The organism is Limnohabitans sp. Rim28, assembly GCF_000293865.2.
In the GTDB taxonomy this organism is placed as follows: domain Bacteria; phylum Pseudomonadota; class Gammaproteobacteria; order Burkholderiales; family Burkholderiaceae_C; genus Limnohabitans_A.
Window position 1 is genome coordinate 174138 of record NZ_ALKN02000006.1, and the last position, 16928, is coordinate 191065.

Genomic DNA, 16928 nt, shown 5'->3' on the forward strand with positions numbered 1-16928 from the left:
ACAAAGCGAACAGGCTGCCCCCCATGAAGGAGAGTCAGAAATACTTCACGCCTTGAACCCATAAGCGCCCCGACTTGTCGGGTGCGGATGTGGCGTCTTCGCTGCCCAATTTGCGGGCATAAAAGGCCCGGACAGAAAAATCACGGACTTGCGTCCAATAGATGCCTAAGCCTGCGCCGCTCAAGTGGCGGCGTTGTTCGCCAGCAGCCCATGCTTGGTGATGCAATTTGACGGTGCCAGCGTCCATGAACGCAGCCAGGTGCACTTGGCCCACAGACTGTGCAGACACGTCCAGCTGCTTTCTGACCTCCAGCGTCAAGAGGGCGCCTTCATCGGCATAGGCCTCGCCTTCCGGATAGGCCCGCACGCCATTCATGCCGCCCAACTCCATCTTTTCGGAGATGTCCAAATTTTGAGCCGCCACTTGTCCACTCAAACCCGCAAAAAATGAAATGCTGGGACTGGCACGCTGCAAACGGGAAACGGCAAAGCCCAACTTGGAGAATGACCCATCGGTGCGCGCAGAGGCGCTGTCGCGCGCCAAAGCCGCAGGGGTTTTGATGTCCAAAGACCCCGCCGACAAAGCCACCCAGTAGGTGCTCAAGCCACCACCACCCAAGCTGTCACGTCGATCGCCGTACAGGGATGCGACCGCCACATGCGCGCGTTTGTCGGTTTGAGAGGGTTCTGCATCTAGCCGGTCCTGAAAAGACTTGGCCTCCAAGGACAGCCCTGCACTCAGATTGTTTTGCCGGGACCGCACCAAAGGATAGGTGCCAAACAATGTGGCCGTGCGCGCATGGCCGTTGGCTTGCAAGTCAGCAAACTCTCGCCCCAGTCTGTAGGCCAAGTCGCTGTACGCCACGCCCACTCGGCCCCGGCCCATGGGCCATTGGTAAGCCGCGCGCCCGTAGCGCAATCCGTGGCCTGAGGTGAGCACACGCAAACTGGCCATGTCGCCCCTGCCGGTGGGGTTGTTCAAATTGACCGTGCCGCCAATGCGCTCTTCACCGGTGTAACGGTTGCCTGCGTTGTCGGCATCCACGCTGCCACTGATGCGCGCACCGGGCAAGACATCGACCAGCAAATCGGACAACCCCAAAGCGCTGCCCGGAACCAATGAAGACCGGATGCCCACACCTGGCATATCCGACAGCAACAGCAACCGCTCCTCTAAGGGCTGCAGTGCGATCACATCGCCGTAATTCAGCCCTGCCAAGACATCTTTGGGCACTTGGCTGTTCAGGGTGCTGGTGTTGTTCAACTTGATTTGGCCGTATTGCCCCTCGAGCACAACCAAGGTCACAACGCCCTCACGAATCTCTTGTGCTGGCAGATACGCGCGAGCCAACAGGTAGCCATTCTCACGGTAATGCTGTGTGATGCGGTCGGCCATCGCCTGCAAGGTTTGCAAACTGAGATCACGGTCGGGCACAAAACCAACCCGCTTCAACAAATCGGCTTCGGGGTACACGCTGGCACCGTTGACCTGCAAGCGATGCACTTTGAAAACCGCACCAGAGGCCTCTGAAACGGTGGGCGTGGGTGCAGATCTCAACTCTATGGGCGCGAGCGACCCGGGCGCCATCGGCACGGTAGGGAGTTGCTGCATCTGCCCCCCGGCACTGGGCAGTGTTTGCGCCCATGCCCCTTGAGCCAACAAGAGGATCCAATACGGTGACCATTTTTTTTTGAGCATTGGCATTCTTTCAAAGGTAAATCCCCTTTTTCCAAAAGGGATGACACCTTGGAGGATGCAGGCTTTGATGGGCGCAGTCAGTTCGCTGAGGCACCAAACCATCACATGCGTTGAAGTTGGCAGCAAAGTCTGCCTCGCATCAGCGCATGTGTGCAGCACAGTGGTCGCCCACAAGCACGGTGTACAGTCGAGCAAGCCAGCGCCTTTTGGTATTTGCACTTGCGCTGCAATGATTGTCTTTTTGCACCCCTCTTCACCCGGCTATCTGACGCGTCAGGACAGCATCGCGGTTGCAGGTACGGACGACTTGATCATCCGGGCCTTGCTCGACAAAAATCAATTTCACGACCCTTTGGACGAGGCCCTGAATTTGGGCATTTCCTCGGCCACTTGGCCTTTGTTTGGCCTGCTTTGGCCCTCCGGGATGCGTTTGGCTGAGCGCATGGCTTTGCGGCCAGTCACTGGCGAACGCATCCTTGAAATTGGTTGCGGCTTGGGTTTGGCGAGTTTGGTGGCGCATCGCCGAGGCGCACAGGTGACGGCCAGCGACTGCCATCCCTTGGCGCGAGCATTTTTAGACGAAAACATTCGCCTCAATGACCTGCCGCCACTGCGCTACCGGCATGGGCTGTGGGGACGTGCAGCGCAACGCGAGGACGGTCTGCCGGTGCTGACAGCGGCCAAGGACGCGCAAGTCCTCGGCTTGTTTGATTTGATTGTGGGCAGCGACATTTTGTATGAGCGCGACGACGAAGGTGCGTTGGCCGGATTCATCGGTGCCCATGCCGCTGCCCGATCCGAAGTCTGGGTGGTGGACCCGAACCGTGGCAACCGCGCAGCCTTTCACAAGCACATGACACTGGCCGGCTTTGACCTGCATGAGCAGCTGTTGGCGTGCCCCGCCAAAGGGAATTCACTCGCCTACAAGGGCCGCATGCTGACGTACACCCGCGCTTGACGAAAAAGCCCGCACTTACAGACTGAAATCGTATTCCACGGTGAAGGGCGCATGGTCTGAAAACTTCTCGGCTTTGTAAATCGATTCCTTGCGGGCTTTTTCAGCCAGCGCGGGCGTGGCCAAGTGGTAGTCCAGTCGCCAACCCACATTCTTGGCATAGGCTTGCCCGCGGTTGCTCCACCAGGTGTAACAGTCGTCGGTGGTGTGTGGCTGCAGGTGGCGGTACACATCGACCACACCCCCTTGAGTGGTCAGCTGGGTCATCCACTCGCGCTCTTGCGGCAAAAAGCCGCTGTTCTTGAGATTGCCCTTCCAGTTTTTCAGATCAGCCTGTTGGTGGGCGATGTTCACGTCGCTGCACACAATGAAGTCACGCTCAGCCTTGAGGGCCATCAGGTGCGGGTACATCTTGTCCAAAAATCGAAACTTGGCCTCTTGCCGCTCTGGCCCGGAGGAGCCACTGGGAAAGTAGCAACTGATGATGGACAGCTTGCGCGACGGGGTGTCAAAGCGCAATTCAACATAACGGCCTTCGGCATCAAACTCACCGCCGTCAAAACCTGCCACCACATCGCTGGGCTCATGTCGGGTGTAAAGGGCCACGCCGGAGTAACCTTTTTTCTGTGCAAAGTGGAAATAGCCCTTCAAACCGGCCAACTCATCAAACTTGCCCACCACATCGGGGCCCTGCGCTTTGACCTCTTGCACGCCAATACAATCAGGTTTTTCTTGCGCCAACCAGGCTTCAACGCCTTTGGTGGTGGCCGAGCGGATGCCGTTGAGGTTGAGGCTGGTGAGTTTGAACAAGGATTTCCCCATGGTGACAGGACAGGCAAGCAGCGCCGAAATGCAGGCGCTTGCTCAGGAATTTGTGCAGTTTTCAGTCGATGCTGGCGTTTTGCGTTTTGGGCAATTCAAGACCAAAGCCGGACGCATGAGCCCGTACTTCTTTAACGCCGGACTGTTTGACGACGGCGCCAAGCTCAGTCGATTGGCACAATTTTATGCAAAAGCCTTGCTGGCCAGCGAGATCGATTTCGACATGATTTTTGGTCCGGCCTACAAGGGCATCCCACTTGGCGCTGCTGTCGCCATTGAGTTATCGCGTTTGGGCAAGAATGTGCCGTTCGCCTACAACCGCAAAGAGGTCAAGGACCATGGCGAAGGCGGATCATTGGTGGGCGCCCCCTTGCAGGGCCGGGTACTGATCGTGGACGATGTGATGAGCGCAGGCACCGCTGCACGGGAATCCATCGCCCTGATTCAAGCAGCCGGGGCCATTCCTCATGGCATTGCCATCGCCCTTGACCGTCAAGAGATGGCCACCGAGAAACAAGCCGACGGTTCGGTCAAGGACGTCCCGCACAGCGCCGTTCAGTATGTGCGCAACACGTTAGGCATGCAGGTTTGCTGCATTGCACAGCTGTCAGACTTGCTTGATTTTTTGGCCCAACACACTCAAAGCCCATTGGGCGAGCACCTGCCTGTTGTGCAAGCTTACAGAGACCGTTACGGCGTGTGATGCACCACCGGCGAGCCCTGGGCTCGCGGTGGTCTCCATGGTCAATGACCTGAATTTTTATTCCTGATTTTTTACGGGCCAATCCTTTGGGGTGATTCGCTTTGGCTGCCGTGTATCGATAATGCCATTTTTGCCACTAATGGCATTTTTAAATGAAGCAACGTCCTGTCTCTCCCATCACCCCACCGGCTTTTGTTGCGCATTGTGAGCATGTGCCGTGCACGACAAAAACGTTGCCGATTTTCTCCCGCTTGAGGATGTTCGAATGTTGAACGCCTCCGAATTGGAAGCACCCCAATCCAAAGCAAGTCGGTCTCAATTTTTGAGCACGGCCCGTGCTGCGAAAGTGCTGGGGCTTTCAACAACGCTGGTACAAACTCTGGTGGATCAAGGCGAGCTGAAGGGCTGGAAGACCCGTGGTGGTCACCGCCGAATTGCATTCGATTCGATTTCCGAATACCAAAGCCATGTCCACATGGCTTTGCAACGCAAAGTCAAAACGGAGAACCGCCAACACATCAGTGTCATGGTTGAAAATTCGGAATGGATTCCGGCTTTCAAAAATGATCTGGCTCAGTGGCAATTGCCCATTGATGTGAGTTTTTTTGAATCGGTGACAGAAGCGATTTTGGACCTGTCTACGCACCGCCCAGACATGCTTGTTATGGAACTGTCTGCGCCTCTGGTGCAGCAGGAGAAAACCTTACAAGCTCTGGAGAACTTCAACAAGCGGGGCAAATCACCTTTGCCGGTGGTGATCGTCACACAAGAAAAAAGCTTGTTGTCTTCTGTGCCCTATCCGTCTGCTTCGACCATCCAATTGGTGCCTGGCCCAATTTCACCGATTTGGCTGCATGCTTATTTGATCGGCATCGTGGCCTCCAGCAGGCTTTGAAACGCGTCCAAGTCAAGCCCCCTGGCCAGGTTCAATTGGTGCGGCTGGCGGGGATCGAACCCACGACCCTTGGCTTCGGAGGCCAATACTCTATCCACTGAGCTACAGCCGCACTTTTTGACTGACCGATTATCACACGGCTTGTTCGTTGACTCAGGTCATTTGAAAGAACCGTGAAGGGTGGGCCGCTATAATCCGCAGTTGATTTTGACCACCAAGACAGCCCTTACGGCCACCCCCCAACGAGGATTTCATGAGCGACAACAGCCACGATCAACACGAAGCCCATACCGGCCCCGTCAAAACCCCCATGCAAATGCTGATGCTGAGTTTTGCATCATTTGTCATTCCCGTGTTCATCATCATCGGCTTGGTGTTTTATGTCACCTCAGAGAACAAACCGGCCGCTGGCGCTGTAGACGTTGAGAAAGCCACCGCACTTCGCATCCAGAAAGTTGGCACCGTTGAAGTTCGTGATGCCAATCGCCCCCTGAAAAATGGCGATGAGGTTTACAAAGCGCAGTGTGCCGCATGTCACGACGCCGGCGCAGCTGGCGCCCCTAAGTTCGCCGTGGCAAGCGCTTGGAGCGCCCGGTTAGGCCAGGGTCTTGACGGATTGGTCAATTCCGCCTTGAAAGGCAAGGGCGCTATGGGTGCTCAAGCTGGCGGCGACTTCAACGACACTGAAATCGCTCGTGCAGTGGTTTACTTGGCCAACAGTGCTGGCGGCAAGTTCGAAGCCCCTAAAGCACCCGTTGCTGAAGCGGCCAAGTAATTTCAGCCTTGCTTCAAAAACCGATCGTTGACGGTCGGTTTTTTTATGTCTTGTCGTTTTATTTGAGATTTGCCATCTGGGGGCTACGCTCAAAAGCAAATGTTTTGGGCAGCTCACCGAATGGGCATTCTTGGCAATCCCAAAGTCCTTGTTCAAGTGCTTTTGCCAGCCTAGGGACATCCATGGTGTGCACCAGTCCAAAGCCCAAGTCGGTGTCGAGATAGGCTCGCCCTGTTTCATCCAACCAGCAAGCTTTAGGCTTGGCCAGCATGCCCGTGTGCGAGTGCACCGCAAATGTGTCGTCCAAGCGCCAAATGAAAGGCGTCACAGCCAACTCGATGTAGACCCTTTGCGGGCCATTTTGGAAATACCACCACCCCTGTTCGTTGCACGCGTAATTGCGCTCGATGAAGGCAATGAGCTTTTCATGCTGCAACAACGAGCCTTTTGCAGCGCTCGATCCCTCCTGAAAAGCGCCCAATGCCTGAACGCGGTCATCGCGCATCCACCATTGGCCGCGCGCATCGAGTCCAAGCCAGCCAAAGCAATCCGGCACGTTGGGCCACTTCGCCATAGCTTGTCGAACCAGGTCATCCATTCTTCACCCCTTTCACGACTGCGGCCGCAATAGGCTCTGACCTGCTGCAGACAAGAGCCAACTGCCCACCGCTTTCGGCAAGTCCAAAACATGGCCCGGCCAGGCACCCGATGCGAATCCCACGTGGCCTCCTTGCTGCGGTTGCCACAGGGTGACACTTTGGGAGACCTCGTTTTTTTGAGGCAAGCTCCGCAAGGGCACAAAGGGATCGTTGCAGGCGTTCAAAGCCAATGCGGGCAATCGGATCTCGCTCATCAACGGCTTGGCCGATGCGCGGGACCAGTAATCCTGGGTGTCTTTGAAACCATGCAATGGGGCTGTGAAGACATTGTCAAATTCATAGAGATCCGATGCATTCAACATGGCTTTTTTATCGAACAAGCCCGGAAACTGCGCCCATTTGGCCAGGGCTTTGGGCTTCATGCTTCGCAAGAACATCGGGGTGTAGATGTACCGGTTCAGACCTTGTCCTATCGCTGCCCCACTTTGGGCCAGGTCCAAGGGTGAGCAGACGGATGCTATGGCATCGGCGGTTTGACGTGCCTGCTGTCCGTGTTCGGCTGCCCAGCGCATCAACGCATTCCCACCCAGTGATACGCCGGCGGCCACCAACACGCTTCCTCCTCTTTGCCGATGCTCTTGGTTCAAGCGTTTGAGGACCCAATCGATCTCGGTGTGATCGCCTGAATGGTAAGCCCGCGGTGCGAGGTTGATCTGGCCACTGCAGCCCCTGAAATGGGGCATCGCCAGATGGATGTCTTGCTCGGCCGACCAATCGGCGAAGGCCTGCGCGTAATGGCTGGCCGAAGAGCCTTCAAGACCATGAAACAACACCAACATCGGTCTGCTGCCAGAACTTGCGCTTTGGTGATCGACATCCATGAAGTCACCATCTGGGGTGTTCCATCGGGTCCGCTGCAGTGGCAATGCTGCTCGATCTCTTTTCTTGGCACACAGCGCAGACCAGATGGTTTGGGCATGGCCGCCCGGCAGCCAAACGGGTGCAGCATATTTCATCGGGTCAGTGCAACACCGTCGGTTTGGCGCCGGTATCTGCAGTGTCATTGGCTGTTCCGGGGCTGGTGTGGTGCGCGACCATGCGCCAGCCCTGCGCCGTCTTGTGGTACACGTTGGTGGCAATCACATACGCATGCTTGGCGCCTTGAGGCGTGATGATTTCTACACGCTCCACAAGATGGTGCACTGAAGACGCCAAAGATTCAATTTTGTGGATGCGTTCTGGGTAAGCTTGAACGCTCCCGTTGTTGAACATGTTTTCAAATGTGGCCCTGATGGCACCGACGCCAATCATGCGGCCTCCTCCTGGATGGACACACACAATGTCGTCCTCTTCTGCCCAACACGCCATGAGTTTGTCCAGATCGGCGTTGTGCAAGGCTTCATAGAAAGCCTGCTCCACATCATCAGGCGTACCACCCAATAAAGCAGCATTCATTTTTTCGCGTTTCATACTCATGTTTTCTTGTGGGCGTGCTGTCATTTTGCCAACAAAAAACCCGGTTGCACTGCTGCACCGGGTTGTGTGTGTTGCCGTACCCAAGGGGACAGGCATGGTCGTTCAAGCCGCTTACTTTTTACGGTACTTGCGCAGCGCAGACAACTGTGCGGCCAAAACAGCCAACTCAGATTGGGCCACAGCCAAATCGATTTCGCTTTTGGCATTGCGCATGGCCTCTTCTGCCAATTGCTTGGCGGCGTTGGCCTTTTCTTCGTCGAGGTCTTTGCCGCGGATCGCGGTGTCGGACAGCACGGTCACGCAGTCAGGCTGCACTTCCAAAATGCCACCGGCCACGAAAACAAATTCCTCGCCGCCGTCGGCTTTTTCGATGCGAACCGAGCCGGCTTTGATGCGGGTGATCAGGGGGGTGTGGCGTGGGTAAATACCCAATTCGCCAGACTCACCCGGCAAGGCCACAAATCGGGCTTTGCCCGACCAGATGGTCTCTTCTGCACTGACCACATCAACGTGGATGGTGTTCATGTTTACTCCTTAAAAAGGTGCTTTCAAGCGGGCTTGGGGGGAGCTTGTCAGCATCCCCCATGCGGGCTTAAGCTGCCTTTTTGGCCTTTTCGAAAGCTTCGTCGATGGTGCCGACCATGTAGAAGGCTTGCTCTGGCAGGTGATCGCACTCGCCAGCCACAATCATCTTGAAACCACGGATAGTTTCGGCCAAGGTGACGTATTTGCCAGGAGAGCCCGTGAACACTTCAGCCACGTGGAAGGGCTGCGACAGGAAACGCTGGATCTTGCGGGCACGGGCCACAGCCAACTTGTCTTCAGGGGCCAAGTCGTCCATGCCCATGATCGCGATGATGTCGCGCAGTTCGCGGTAGCGCTGCAGAGTGCCCTGCACTGCGCGAGCTGTTTCGTAGTGGTCTTGACCCACCACCAATGGATCGAGCTGGCGGCTGGTGGAGTCCAAAGGATCCACAGCAGGGTAGATACCGAGCGAAGCGATGTCACGAGACAACACCACAGTGGAGTCCAAGTGGGCAAAGGTGGTGGCAGGTGATGGGTCGGTCAAGTCATCGGCGGGCACGTAAACGGCCTGGATGGAGGTGATCGAACCCACTTTGGTCGACGTGATACGTTCTTGCAAACGGCCCATTTCTTCGGCCAGCGTAGGTTGGTAACCCACAGCAGATGGCATACGGCCCAACAAGGCGGACACTTCGGTACCGGCCAGTGTGTAGCGGTAGATGTTGTCCACGAAGAACAACACGTCTTTGCCTTCGTCACGGAAGGATTCGGCAATGGTCAAACCCGTCAAGGCGACGCGCAAACGGTTGCCTGGTGGCTCGTTCATCTGACCGTACACCATGGCCACTTTGGACTCGGGCAGGTTCTCGAGGTTCACGACGCCGGAATCGGCCATCTCGTGGTAGAAGTCGTTGCCTTCACGGGTACGCTCACCCACACCAGCGAACACGGACAAACCGCTGTGCGCCTTGGCGATGTTGTTGATGAGTTCCATCATGTTCACGGTCTTGCCCACACCGGCGCCACCGAACAAACCGACCTTACCGCCTTTGGCAAAGGGGCAAACCAAGTCAATCACCTTGATACCGGTTTCGAGCAGTTCTTGCGAAGGGCTCAATTCGTCATAAGCCGGGGCTTTGCGGTGAATAGAAGCGGTGAGTTCTTGGCTCACAGGACCACGCTCGTCGATGGGCGAGCCCAACACGTCCATGATGCGGCCCAATGTGGCTTTGCCCACGGGCACTGTGATCGCTTTGCCGGTGTTGGACACCATCAGACCGCGGCGCAGACCGTCAGAAGAACCGAGCGCAATGGTACGCACGATGCCGTCGCCGAGTTGTTGCTGCACTTCCAGGGTCAGCGCGGAGCCTTCCATTTTGAGTGCGTCATAAACCTTGGGCATCTGGTTGCGTGGAAATTCCACGTCGACCACAGCACCAATACACTGAACAATTTTTCCTTGGGCTTGCATTTTTCGCTCCAAATAATTTGAATTTGCTGAACTGGGAATCAACCGCTGATCGCGGCTGCGCCAGAGACGATTTCCGACAGTTCTTTGGTGATGGCCGCTTGACGTGTCTTGTTGTAGACCAACTTGAGTTCGCCAATCACATTGCCTGCGTTGTCGGTTGCAGCCTTCATGGCCACCATCCGTGCTGCGTGCTCGGACGCCATGTTTTCGGCCACGGCTTGGTACGCCAAAGCTTCTGCATAACGAACCAACAACTCGTCAATGACCGTTTGGGCATCGGGCTCGTAGATGTAATCCCAAGCGTGCGTGTGGCCGGATGCTTTGGTTTCGGCCTGCATATCGGCCGTTGACAATGGCAACAGCATGTCGATGGTCGGTTGCTGAACCATGGTGCTGACAAACTTGTTGTAGCACAGATAAACAGCGCTCACTTCGCCTGCAGCATAAGCGTCGAGCAGCACCTTAACAGGGCCAATCAACTTGTCGAGGTGCGGCTTGTCACCCAATTGGGTCACGTGAGAAACCACTTTGGCATTGACCCGGTTGAGAAAACCCAGCCCCTTGCCGCCAATCGCCACGGCCGCGGGTGTTTTGCCTTGTGCCTGCGTTTCGCGCAATTGAACGGTCACAGCACGCAACAAGTTGGTGTTCAAACCGCCACACAAACCCTTGTCCGTGGTGACCACAATGAAGCCCACCGACTTGCCGTCGTTGCGCTTCATGAAGGGGTGCACATACTCAGGGTTGGCCTGGCCGAGATGCGTCGCAATGGTGCGAATCTTCTCGCTGTAAGGCCGGGCCGTGCGCATACGCTCCTGCGCTTTGCGCATTTTGGAGACGGAAATCATCTCCATGGCCTTGGTGATCTTCTTGGTGTTTTCCACCGATTTGATCTTGGTGCGTAGTTCCTTGCCCGATGCCATCAGTGGCTCCTTTTGATCAGGTGGAAATTAAGCAAAGCTTTTCTTGAACGCTGCGACAGCTGTGGTCAATTCGGCTTCCGCCTCTTTGTCCAAAGCTTTGGAGCTTTCAATTTTGGCCAACAGTGCTGCGCACGAGTCCTTGAGGTAAGCATGCAAGCCGTGTTCGAATGCCAAGACTTTCTTGACGTCGATGTCGTCCATGAAACCTTTGTTGACCGCGAACAAGCTGGCACCCATCAAGCTGATCGACAGAGGGCTGTACTGGGCTTGCTTGAGCAATTCGGTCACGCGGGCACCGCGGTCGAGTTGCTTGCGTGTGGACTCGTCCAGATCGGAGGCGAACTGAGCGAAAGCCGCCAATTCACGGTACTGGGCCAAGTCGGTACGGATACCACCGGACTGACCTTTGATGATCTTGGTTTGCGCCGAGCTACCCACACGAGACACCGAAATACCGGCGTTGATCGCAGGGCGGATACCGGCGTTGAACAAGGAGGTTTCCAAGAAGATCTGACCGTCAGTGATCGAAATCACGTTGGTAGGCACGAAAGCTGACACGTCACCGGCTTGGGTTTCAATGATGGGCAGAGCCGTCAAAGAACCTGTCTTGCCAGTCACTGCGCCCTTGGTGAAGGCTTCGACATAGTCGGCGTTCACGCGGGCTGCGCGCTCGAGCAGACGGCTGTGCAAATAGAACACGTCGCCAGGGTAGGCTTCGCGGCCTGGTGGGCGGCGCAAGAGCAAAGAGACTTGACGGTAAGCCACAGCTTGCTTGGACAGATCGTCATAAACGATCAAAGCATCTTCGCCACGGTCACGGAAGTATTCGCCCATGGTGCAGCCAGAGTAGGCCGACACGTACTGCATGGCAGCGGATTCAGAGGCAGAGGCAGCCACGACGATGGTGTATTCCATCGCGCCAGCTTGCTCCAAAGCGCGCACCACGTTTTTGATCGACGACGCCTTTTGGCCGATCGCGACGTAAACGCAGGTCATGTTCTGACCTTTTTGGTTGATGATGGCATCGATCGCGACGGCAGTTTTGCCAGTCTGACGGTCACCAATGATCAATTCGCGCTGACCACGACCCACGGGCACCATGGAGTCGATCGACTTCAGACCCGTTTGCATGGGCTGGTCCACCGATTTACGAGCGATCACGCCAGGGGCGACTTTTTCGATCACGTCGGTCATCTTGGCGTCGATGGGGCCTTTGCCGTCGATCGGCTGACCCAAAGCGTTCACCACGCGGCCAATCAATTCGGGACCGACGGGGACTTCCAAAATGCGGCCGGTGCACTTGACCGTGTCGCCTTCAGAGATGTGCTCGTATTCACCCAAGATCACGGCGCCCACCGAGTCACGCTCGAGGTTCAGTGCCAGACCAAAAGTGGCAGCGCCATCGGCTGTGGATGGGAATTCGAGCATTTCGCCCTGCATCACATCGGACAGGCCGTGCACACGAACGATACCGTCGGTCACAGACACCACAGTGCCTTGGTTGCGGATATCGGCGCTGGCGGACAGCCCTTCAATGCGGCTCTTGATCAGTTCAGAAATTTCTGCGGGATTGAGTTGCATGACTCTTTCCTTCTTTCTTTAAATATGTCCGGTCTCAATCCGCATCAAGCGGTGAGGGCCGATTTCATTTGTTCCAGTCGGGCCTTGACAGAGGTATCGAGCACCTCGTCACCCACCACCACACGGATGCCGCCAATCAAGGCTGCATCCAATTCGACGCTCACGTTGAGCTTGCGCGCAAATCGTTTTTCGAGCGTGGACGACAAATCAGCCAAGGCCGAAGCGTCGATGGGAAATGCGCTGTAAACCACCGCGTCAGCGGTGCCACCTTGCGCATTCATGAGGGCCCGGTACTGCTGTGCGACGACAGGCAGCGCACTGAGACGGCGGTTTTCGATCACCAGGCGCAGGAAATTTTTGCCAGCCTCGGACAGTGGTGTACGCACCACGCCAGAGATCAGCTCAAATGCCTGCTCGTCGGACACTTTGGGGCTGTCGATGAACTGCTGAAGTTGCGCGTTGTCGGCAACCGCAGCGAGTTCGTCCAGCCAAGCGGCCGTGCCAGCAAGATCGGATGCCTGCGCCTTGAAAAGCGCTTCGGCATAAGGGCGGGCGATGGTAGCAAGTTCTGCCATGGTCTTCTCTGGCTGGAGCTTTTTACAGCTCGGTCTTGAGGCGGCTCAGCAGATCAGCGTGGACACCGGCGTTGACTTCCTTGCGGAGAATCTGCTCAGCGCCCTTCACAGCCAAGGCAGCGACTTGCTCACGCAGGGCTTCGCGGGCCTTGACTGCCTGCTGCTCGGCTTCAGCCTTTGCAGCGGCAATGATCTTGTTGCCTTCTTCGGTGGCACGAACTTTGGCTTCTTCAACGATGCCATTTGCACGGCGCTCGGCGTCAGCCAAGCGCGAAGCCGTCTCATTGCGAGACTGGGCCAACTCGGCCTCTACACGCGCATTGGCGCTGGAGAGTTCGGCTTTGGCTTTGTCTGCTGCAGCGAGGCCGTCAGCGATTTTCAGTGCCCGTTCGTCGAGCGCTTTTGTGATCGGGGGCCACACGAATTTCATCGTGAACCACACCAGAATCGCAAAAACGATCATCTGAATGAACAGAGTAGCGTTAATGTTCACGGTTCAGTCCTTCTTCTGTTGGAAGAGGTACGTGGATTACTTCAGGACGAAGGGGTTGGCGAAGGCAAACAGCAAAGCGATGGCCACACCAATCAGGAAAGCAGCGTCGATCAGACCTGCCAACAAGAACATTTTGGTCTGCAATTCGTTCATCAACTCTGGCTGACGTGCACCAGATTCGAGGAATTTGCCACCCATCATGCCGATGCCAATTGAGGCGCCCAAGGCACCCAAGCCAACGATCAAACCGCAAGCCAATGCCACCAGGCCGAGAATGTTTTCCATGAGAAGCTCCTAAAAGTGAGTGGAAATAGAAAGAAAAAACAAGGGAAAAAGTGTCATCAATGTGCGTCGTGCGCCTGGCCTGTGTAGACCAAGGTCAACATCATAAAGATGAAGGCTTGCAAGGTGATCACCAAGATGTGGAACAGCGTCCACACAGTACCGGCAATGACATGACCGATGGCCAGTCCCACGCCAGTGGTTGACAATGCCCAGCCACCACCCATCAGGGCGATCAACATGAACACCAACTCACCCGCAAACATGTTGCCAAACAATCGCATGCCATGCGAAACAGTCTTGGCCAGATATTCGATCATCTGCATCAAAAAGTTGATCGGATAAAGAATCCAATGGTCTCCAAAAGGCGCAGCCACCAGCTCATGGGACCATCCGCCCAAGCCCTTGATCTTGATGTTGTAGAAAAGGCAGATGAGCAGCACGGAACATGAAAGGCCCAGCGTCGTCGACAAATCAGCCGTGGGCACCACGCGCATGTAATCCTTGAAACCCAAAGCCGGACCGGCGGCATGCCAAGCTGCAGGGAGCAGATCGACAGGCAACATGTCCATGGCGTTCATCAAGAAGATCCAAACGAAGACGGTCAATGCCAAAGGCGAGATCAGTTTGCGGCTCTTTTCGTTCCGGATCACACCCTTGGCCTGGTTTTCCACCATTTCGGACAAGATCTCGACCGCTGCCTGGAATCGACCAGGAACACCAGAAGTCGCTTTGCGGGCGGCCGACCACAAAAAGAAACAGCCAAACACACCCAGAACGACAGAGAAAAAGACCGAGTCCAGATTGAACAGACTGAAGTCAACAATGCTTGTCTGCTTGACACCTTCGAATGAAAAGTTCATTTGCAAGTGTTGCAGGTGGTGCTGGATGTACTCTCCAGCCGTTGGGGCATTTGCGCCAGCGTTTTCAGCAGACATAGATCTTCAATCCATTCATTAAACGTTTGACTTCGATTTGGGCTTCATCCAACCCAGCCACATGGCCAGCCAGTAAACCTTCATCGTCACCACAAAACCGGCCACCAAGGCGAACCAGTTCAATTCCGAAATCACAATGGGCGCCACCAAAAGCAACGCCACCGTCAAGATGATCTTGACCAACTCCCACACAAAAAACCCCACCAATGCAGAAGTCGATGGCGCAACCCGCATTTGCCTGCTCATGGCCCGAACAAATACGACCGCCGGCAACACCACCGCCAAAGTCCCCCATGCAGCCGACAAGGCCAGTCGAAACTGACCGCCGATCAACCCGATCAGGGCTGCCGTCATGACACCGACAGCCACCTGCAAAGCCAATACATGCCAAGGCGAGACCGCCTGGTTTTGTTGCCTCCAAGCTTGCGCTTGTTCCGCTGTCAATGGCTTGAATTCAGTGTCAAGACCTTCTTCCGCAGGACCTGTCGTGTCGGCCGAAGTGCCTTTTTTTGACAATGAGGCGATTTTGACCATGACAAATTACACCGAAGTTACACAGAACACGGTAATTCCTGCAAAGCTCTAGATTATACGTAGAAACCAGTGCCTGACCAACAAAAGCATGTCGACAAATCCCTTTGAATTGTAAGCTTCTGAGCCCAAGAGCGACAATGTCCAATGGATTGCTGGGTGAATCGTTCATCTGGCAAGAGATGCCGGGGGAGTTTTATGTACGAATGGATTGGATTGGTTCACTTGAGCGCAGGCATCGTGTGGCTTGGCGGTATGGCATTGGTTATTTTCGCTTTGCGGCCTGTGGCCATTGCCCAAATGGCAGCACCTGAGCGTTTAACGCTGATGACCGCCGTCTTGTCCCGTTTTTTTTGGATGGTCTGGGTATCGATCGCACTCTTGCTGGGCTCGGGCCTGTGGATGTGGTCCATGACCGACACCCATTTGGCGCCTAAAGGTTGGTACGCCATGTCGGTTTTGGGTCTGTTGATGAGCTTGATCTTTACGCACATCTGGTTTGCGCCATTTCGCCGACTCAAAGCCGCTGTTTCCGCTGCTGACTGGCCCAAGGCAGGCAAAGCCCTCGGTCAAATCCATCCACTGGTACTGACCAACTTTGTCCTTGGGTGGCTGGCGATTCTGGCGGTGGCGGTCTGGCGTTAAGCTTGCAGTTCACCATCCATACCCACCATGAGCGCATCCATGACACCGCCCGCAGGCACCGACCCGCGCAAAGACACCCTGATCGAATACCCCTCGGTCTTTCCCATCAAGGTCATGGGCGCCATGGTCGACGGTTTTGCCGAAGCCATGTGCCAAGTGGCCCTGCAATTTGACCCGGGGTTTGACGCACGAACCATCGAGTTGCGCCCCAGCAAAGGCGGCAATTACTTGGGCGTGACGCTCAACATCACGGCCACCAGCCGCGAACAGCTGGACGACCTCTACCGCGCCCTGACCTCGCACCCGATGGTCAAGATTGTGCTGTGAGCATGGACGTTCGGCTTCTTGGGCAGGTGGCGTACTTGCCCACCTACGAAGCCATGCAGGCTTTCACGGCCGCTCGCACACCCAGCAGCCCCGATGAACTTTGGCTGTGTGAACATCCGCCCGTTTTCACCCAAGGGCTGGCTGGCTTGGCCTCGCACTTGTTGGTACCCGGCGACATTCCGGTGGTCCAGACCAACCGGGGAGGACAAGTCACTTTTCATGGCCCCGGCCAAGTCATGGCTTACCCCTTGGTCAACTTGCAACGCGCGGGCTATTTCGTCAAGGAATATGTCTTCAAGTTGGAGGAGTCCATCATCCGGACCTTGGCGCACTTTGGCGTGACGGGCCACCGGGTGGCGGGTGCGCCCGGCATCTATGTGCGTCTGGACGACCCCTTCAGCCACGCGGCCCTGATCGGCCCAACCCCGGCGGCCGACCCGTTCAAGGGCCTGGGCAAAATCAGCGCGCTGGGCATCAAGGTCAGCCGCCACTGCACTTACCACGGTGTAGCCCTGAACGTGGCCATGGACCTTCAACCCTTTGAGCGCATCAACCCCTGTGGCCATGCCGGCTTGAAAACCGTGGACCTTTTTACAATCGGTGTAGAAACCACTTGGGAAGAAGCCGCCCGGGTGCTGGCCGGCCAACTCGCCGCCCGTCTGTGAAACACCGCCCCCAATGGACGCACCTGACCCGCCGCCGTGCGGCGACCG

At 56.1% G+C, this 16928-nt stretch carries 21 protein-coding genes and 1 tRNA gene; 7 read left to right on the forward strand and 15 right to left on the reverse strand.

What is annotated here, in order from left to right; translation table 11 throughout:
• Positions 1 to 34: 34 nt before the first annotated feature.
• Positions 35 to 1699 (reverse strand): ShlB/FhaC/HecB family hemolysin secretion/activation protein, encoded by a 1665-nt coding sequence (locus B472_RS08830; protein ID WP_019426863.1) that lies wholly within the window; start codon positions 1697 to 1699, stop codon positions 35 to 37.
• 229 nt (positions 1700 to 1928) lie between these two features.
• Between B472_RS08830 and B472_RS08835 the strand changes: the two genes are divergently transcribed.
• Positions 1929 to 2657, forward strand: a complete 729-nt coding sequence (locus B472_RS08835; RefSeq protein ID WP_040505930.1) for a methyltransferase — start codon at positions 1929 to 1931, stop codon at positions 2655 to 2657.
• A gap of 15 nt (positions 2658 to 2672) precedes the next feature.
• On the opposite strand, the gene B472_RS08840 is transcribed toward B472_RS08835, so the two are convergent.
• A complete protein-coding gene (locus B472_RS08840) occupies positions 2673 to 3464 on the reverse strand; it encodes an exodeoxyribonuclease III (RefSeq protein WP_026039516.1) in 792 nt (263 codons plus the stop codon).
• A gap of 10 nt (positions 3465 to 3474) precedes the next feature.
• Between B472_RS08840 and pyrE the strand changes: the two genes are divergently transcribed.
• A complete protein-coding gene (pyrE, locus tag B472_RS08845) occupies positions 3475 to 4179 on the forward strand; it encodes an orotate phosphoribosyltransferase (RefSeq protein ID WP_019426866.1) in 705 nt (234 codons plus the stop codon).
• Between the two features lie 265 nt (positions 4180 to 4444).
• Positions 4445 to 5074, forward strand: coding sequence for an excisionase family DNA-binding protein (locus B472_RS08850; RefSeq protein WP_019426867.1), 630 nt, complete (start codon positions 4445 to 4447; stop codon positions 5072 to 5074).
• A gap of 36 nt (positions 5075 to 5110) precedes the next feature.
• Here B472_RS08850 and B472_RS08855 read toward each other — a convergent pair.
• A tRNA-Arg gene (locus B472_RS08855) sits at positions 5111 to 5186 on the reverse strand.
• A gap of 141 nt (positions 5187 to 5327) precedes the next feature.
• Here B472_RS08855 and B472_RS08860 point away from each other — a divergent pair.
• Positions 5328 to 5849, forward strand: a complete 522-nt coding sequence (locus B472_RS08860) for a cytochrome c5 family protein (RefSeq protein WP_019426868.1) — start codon at positions 5328 to 5330, stop codon at positions 5847 to 5849.
• 58 nt (positions 5850 to 5907) lie between these two features.
• Here B472_RS08860 and B472_RS08865 read toward each other — a convergent pair whose 3' ends face one another.
• From B472_RS08865 to B472_RS08920, 12 genes are all read right to left on the reverse strand, one after another.
• Positions 5908 to 6447 carry a DUF2946 family protein gene (locus B472_RS08865; protein ID WP_019426869.1) on the reverse strand — a complete coding sequence of 180 codons (540 nt, stop codon included), beginning with the start codon at positions 6445 to 6447 and terminating at the stop codon, positions 5908 to 5910.
• 12 nt (positions 6448 to 6459) lie between these two features.
• Positions 6460 to 7464, reverse strand: a complete 1005-nt coding sequence (locus tag B472_RS08870; RefSeq protein WP_019426870.1) for a YheT family hydrolase — start codon at positions 7462 to 7464, stop codon at positions 6460 to 6462.
• 4 nt (positions 7465 to 7468) lie between these two features.
• On the reverse strand, positions 7469 to 7918 hold the full coding sequence (locus B472_RS08875) for a nuclear transport factor 2 family protein (RefSeq protein ID WP_026039517.1): 450 nt from the start codon (positions 7916 to 7918) through the stop codon (positions 7469 to 7471).
• A gap of 117 nt (positions 7919 to 8035) precedes the next feature.
• Positions 8036 to 8449 carry a F0F1 ATP synthase subunit epsilon gene (locus B472_RS08880; RefSeq protein WP_019426872.1) on the reverse strand — a complete coding sequence of 138 codons (414 nt, stop codon included), beginning with the start codon at positions 8447 to 8449 and terminating at the stop codon, positions 8036 to 8038.
• Between the two features lie 67 nt (positions 8450 to 8516).
• Entirely contained in the window at positions 8517 to 9920 is a 1404-nt protein-coding gene (gene atpD, locus B472_RS08885) for a F0F1 ATP synthase subunit beta (RefSeq protein ID WP_019426873.1), read from the reverse strand.
• Between the two features lie 38 nt (positions 9921 to 9958).
• Positions 9959 to 10843 carry a F0F1 ATP synthase subunit gamma gene (atpG, locus tag B472_RS08890; protein WP_019426874.1) on the reverse strand — a complete coding sequence of 295 codons (885 nt, stop codon included), beginning with the start codon at positions 10841 to 10843 and terminating at the stop codon, positions 9959 to 9961.
• Positions 10844 to 10870: 27 nt separating this feature from the next.
• Positions 10871 to 12424 carry a F0F1 ATP synthase subunit alpha gene (gene atpA, locus B472_RS08895; protein WP_019426875.1) on the reverse strand — a complete coding sequence of 518 codons (1554 nt, stop codon included), beginning with the start codon at positions 12422 to 12424 and terminating at the stop codon, positions 10871 to 10873.
• A 44-nt stretch (positions 12425 to 12468) separates the two neighbouring features.
• Positions 12469 to 12999 carry a F0F1 ATP synthase subunit delta gene (locus B472_RS08900; RefSeq protein ID WP_019426876.1) on the reverse strand — a complete coding sequence of 177 codons (531 nt, stop codon included), beginning with the start codon at positions 12997 to 12999 and terminating at the stop codon, positions 12469 to 12471.
• 22 nt (positions 13000 to 13021) lie between these two features.
• On the reverse strand, positions 13022 to 13492 hold the full coding sequence (locus B472_RS08905) for a F0F1 ATP synthase subunit B (RefSeq protein ID WP_026039518.1): 471 nt from the start codon (positions 13490 to 13492) through the stop codon (positions 13022 to 13024).
• Positions 13493 to 13528: 36 nt separating this feature from the next.
• Entirely contained in the window at positions 13529 to 13777 is a 249-nt protein-coding gene (gene atpE, locus B472_RS08910) for a F0F1 ATP synthase subunit C (RefSeq protein WP_019426878.1), read from the reverse strand.
• Between the two features lie 56 nt (positions 13778 to 13833).
• A complete protein-coding gene (gene atpB / locus B472_RS08915; protein ID WP_019426879.1) occupies positions 13834 to 14712 on the reverse strand; it encodes a F0F1 ATP synthase subunit A in 879 nt (292 codons plus the stop codon).
• 18 nt (positions 14713 to 14730) lie between these two features.
• On the reverse strand, positions 14731 to 15246 hold the full coding sequence (locus B472_RS08920; protein WP_019426880.1) for an ATP synthase subunit I: 516 nt from the start codon (positions 15244 to 15246) through the stop codon (positions 14731 to 14733).
• A 195-nt stretch (positions 15247 to 15441) separates the two neighbouring features.
• Between B472_RS08920 and B472_RS08925 the strand changes: the two genes are divergently transcribed.
• From B472_RS08925 to lipB, 3 genes are read left to right on the forward strand one after another with little or no spacing between them, the layout of a single operon-like run.
• Positions 15442 to 15888: a CopD family protein gene (locus tag B472_RS08925; RefSeq protein ID WP_019426881.1), complete on the forward strand. Its 447-nt coding sequence runs from the start codon at positions 15442 to 15444 to the stop codon at positions 15886 to 15888.
• Positions 15889 to 15915: 27 nt separating this feature from the next.
• Complete coding sequence (locus B472_RS08930) at positions 15916 to 16215, forward strand: DUF493 family protein (RefSeq protein WP_019426882.1); 300 nt, start codon at positions 15916 to 15918, stop codon at positions 16213 to 16215.
• A 2-nt stretch (positions 16216 to 16217) separates the two neighbouring features.
• A complete protein-coding gene (lipB, locus tag B472_RS08935) occupies positions 16218 to 16880 on the forward strand; it encodes a lipoyl(octanoyl) transferase LipB (RefSeq protein WP_081504953.1) in 663 nt (220 codons plus the stop codon).
• Positions 16881 to 16928: the final 48 nt, after the last annotated feature.

Excerpts from the sequence above, each read along its gene's own strand:
- B472_RS08830 (WP_019426863.1), bottom strand. The coding sequence starts at position 1,699 with ATGCTCAAAAAAAAATGGTCACCGTATTGGATCCTCTTGTTGGCTCAA.
- B472_RS08835 (WP_040505930.1), top strand. The coding sequence starts at position 1,929 with ATGATTGTCTTTTTGCACCCCTCTTCACCCGGCTATCTGACGCGTCAG.
- pyrE (WP_019426866.1), top strand. The coding sequence starts at position 3,475 with ATGGTGACAGGACAGGCAAGCAGCGCCGAAATGCAGGCGCTTGCTCAG.
- B472_RS08850 (WP_019426867.1), top strand. The coding sequence starts at position 4,445 with ATGTTGAACGCCTCCGAATTGGAAGCACCCCAATCCAAAGCAAGTCGG.
- B472_RS08860 (WP_019426868.1), top strand. The coding sequence starts at position 5,328 with ATGAGCGACAACAGCCACGATCAACACGAAGCCCATACCGGCCCCGTC.
- B472_RS08865 (WP_019426869.1), bottom strand. The coding sequence starts at position 6,447 with ATGGATGACCTGGTTCGACAAGCTATGGCGAAGTGGCCCAACGTGCCG.
- B472_RS08870 (WP_019426870.1), bottom strand. The coding sequence starts at position 7,464 with ATGAAATATGCTGCACCCGTTTGGCTGCCGGGCGGCCATGCCCAAACC.
- B472_RS08875 (WP_026039517.1), bottom strand. The coding sequence starts at position 7,918 with ATGAAACGCGAAAAAATGAATGCTGCTTTATTGGGTGGTACGCCTGAT.
- B472_RS08880 (WP_019426872.1), bottom strand. The coding sequence starts at position 8,449 with ATGAACACCATCCACGTTGATGTGGTCAGTGCAGAAGAGACCATCTGG.
- atpD (WP_019426873.1), bottom strand. The coding sequence starts at position 9,920 with ATGCAAGCCCAAGGAAAAATTGTTCAGTGTATTGGTGCTGTGGTCGAC.
- atpG (WP_019426874.1), bottom strand. The coding sequence starts at position 10,843 with ATGGCATCGGGCAAGGAACTACGCACCAAGATCAAATCGGTGGAAAAC.
- atpA (WP_019426875.1), bottom strand. The coding sequence starts at position 12,424 with ATGCAACTCAATCCCGCAGAAATTTCTGAACTGATCAAGAGCCGCATT.
- B472_RS08900 (WP_019426876.1), bottom strand. The coding sequence starts at position 12,999 with ATGGCAGAACTTGCTACCATCGCCCGCCCTTATGCCGAAGCGCTTTTC.
- atpE (WP_019426878.1), bottom strand. The coding sequence starts at position 13,777 with ATGGAAAACATTCTCGGCCTGGTGGCATTGGCTTGCGGTTTGATCGTT.
- atpB (WP_019426879.1), bottom strand. The coding sequence starts at position 14,712 with ATGTCTGCTGAAAACGCTGGCGCAAATGCCCCAACGGCTGGAGAGTAC.
- B472_RS08920 (WP_019426880.1), bottom strand. The coding sequence starts at position 15,246 with ATGGTCAAAATCGCCTCATTGTCAAAAAAAGGCACTTCGGCCGACACG.
- B472_RS08925 (WP_019426881.1), top strand. The coding sequence starts at position 15,442 with ATGTACGAATGGATTGGATTGGTTCACTTGAGCGCAGGCATCGTGTGG.
- B472_RS08930 (WP_019426882.1), top strand. The coding sequence starts at position 15,916 with ATGAGCGCATCCATGACACCGCCCGCAGGCACCGACCCGCGCAAAGAC.
- lipB (WP_081504953.1), top strand. The coding sequence starts at position 16,218 with ATGGACGTTCGGCTTCTTGGGCAGGTGGCGTACTTGCCCACCTACGAA.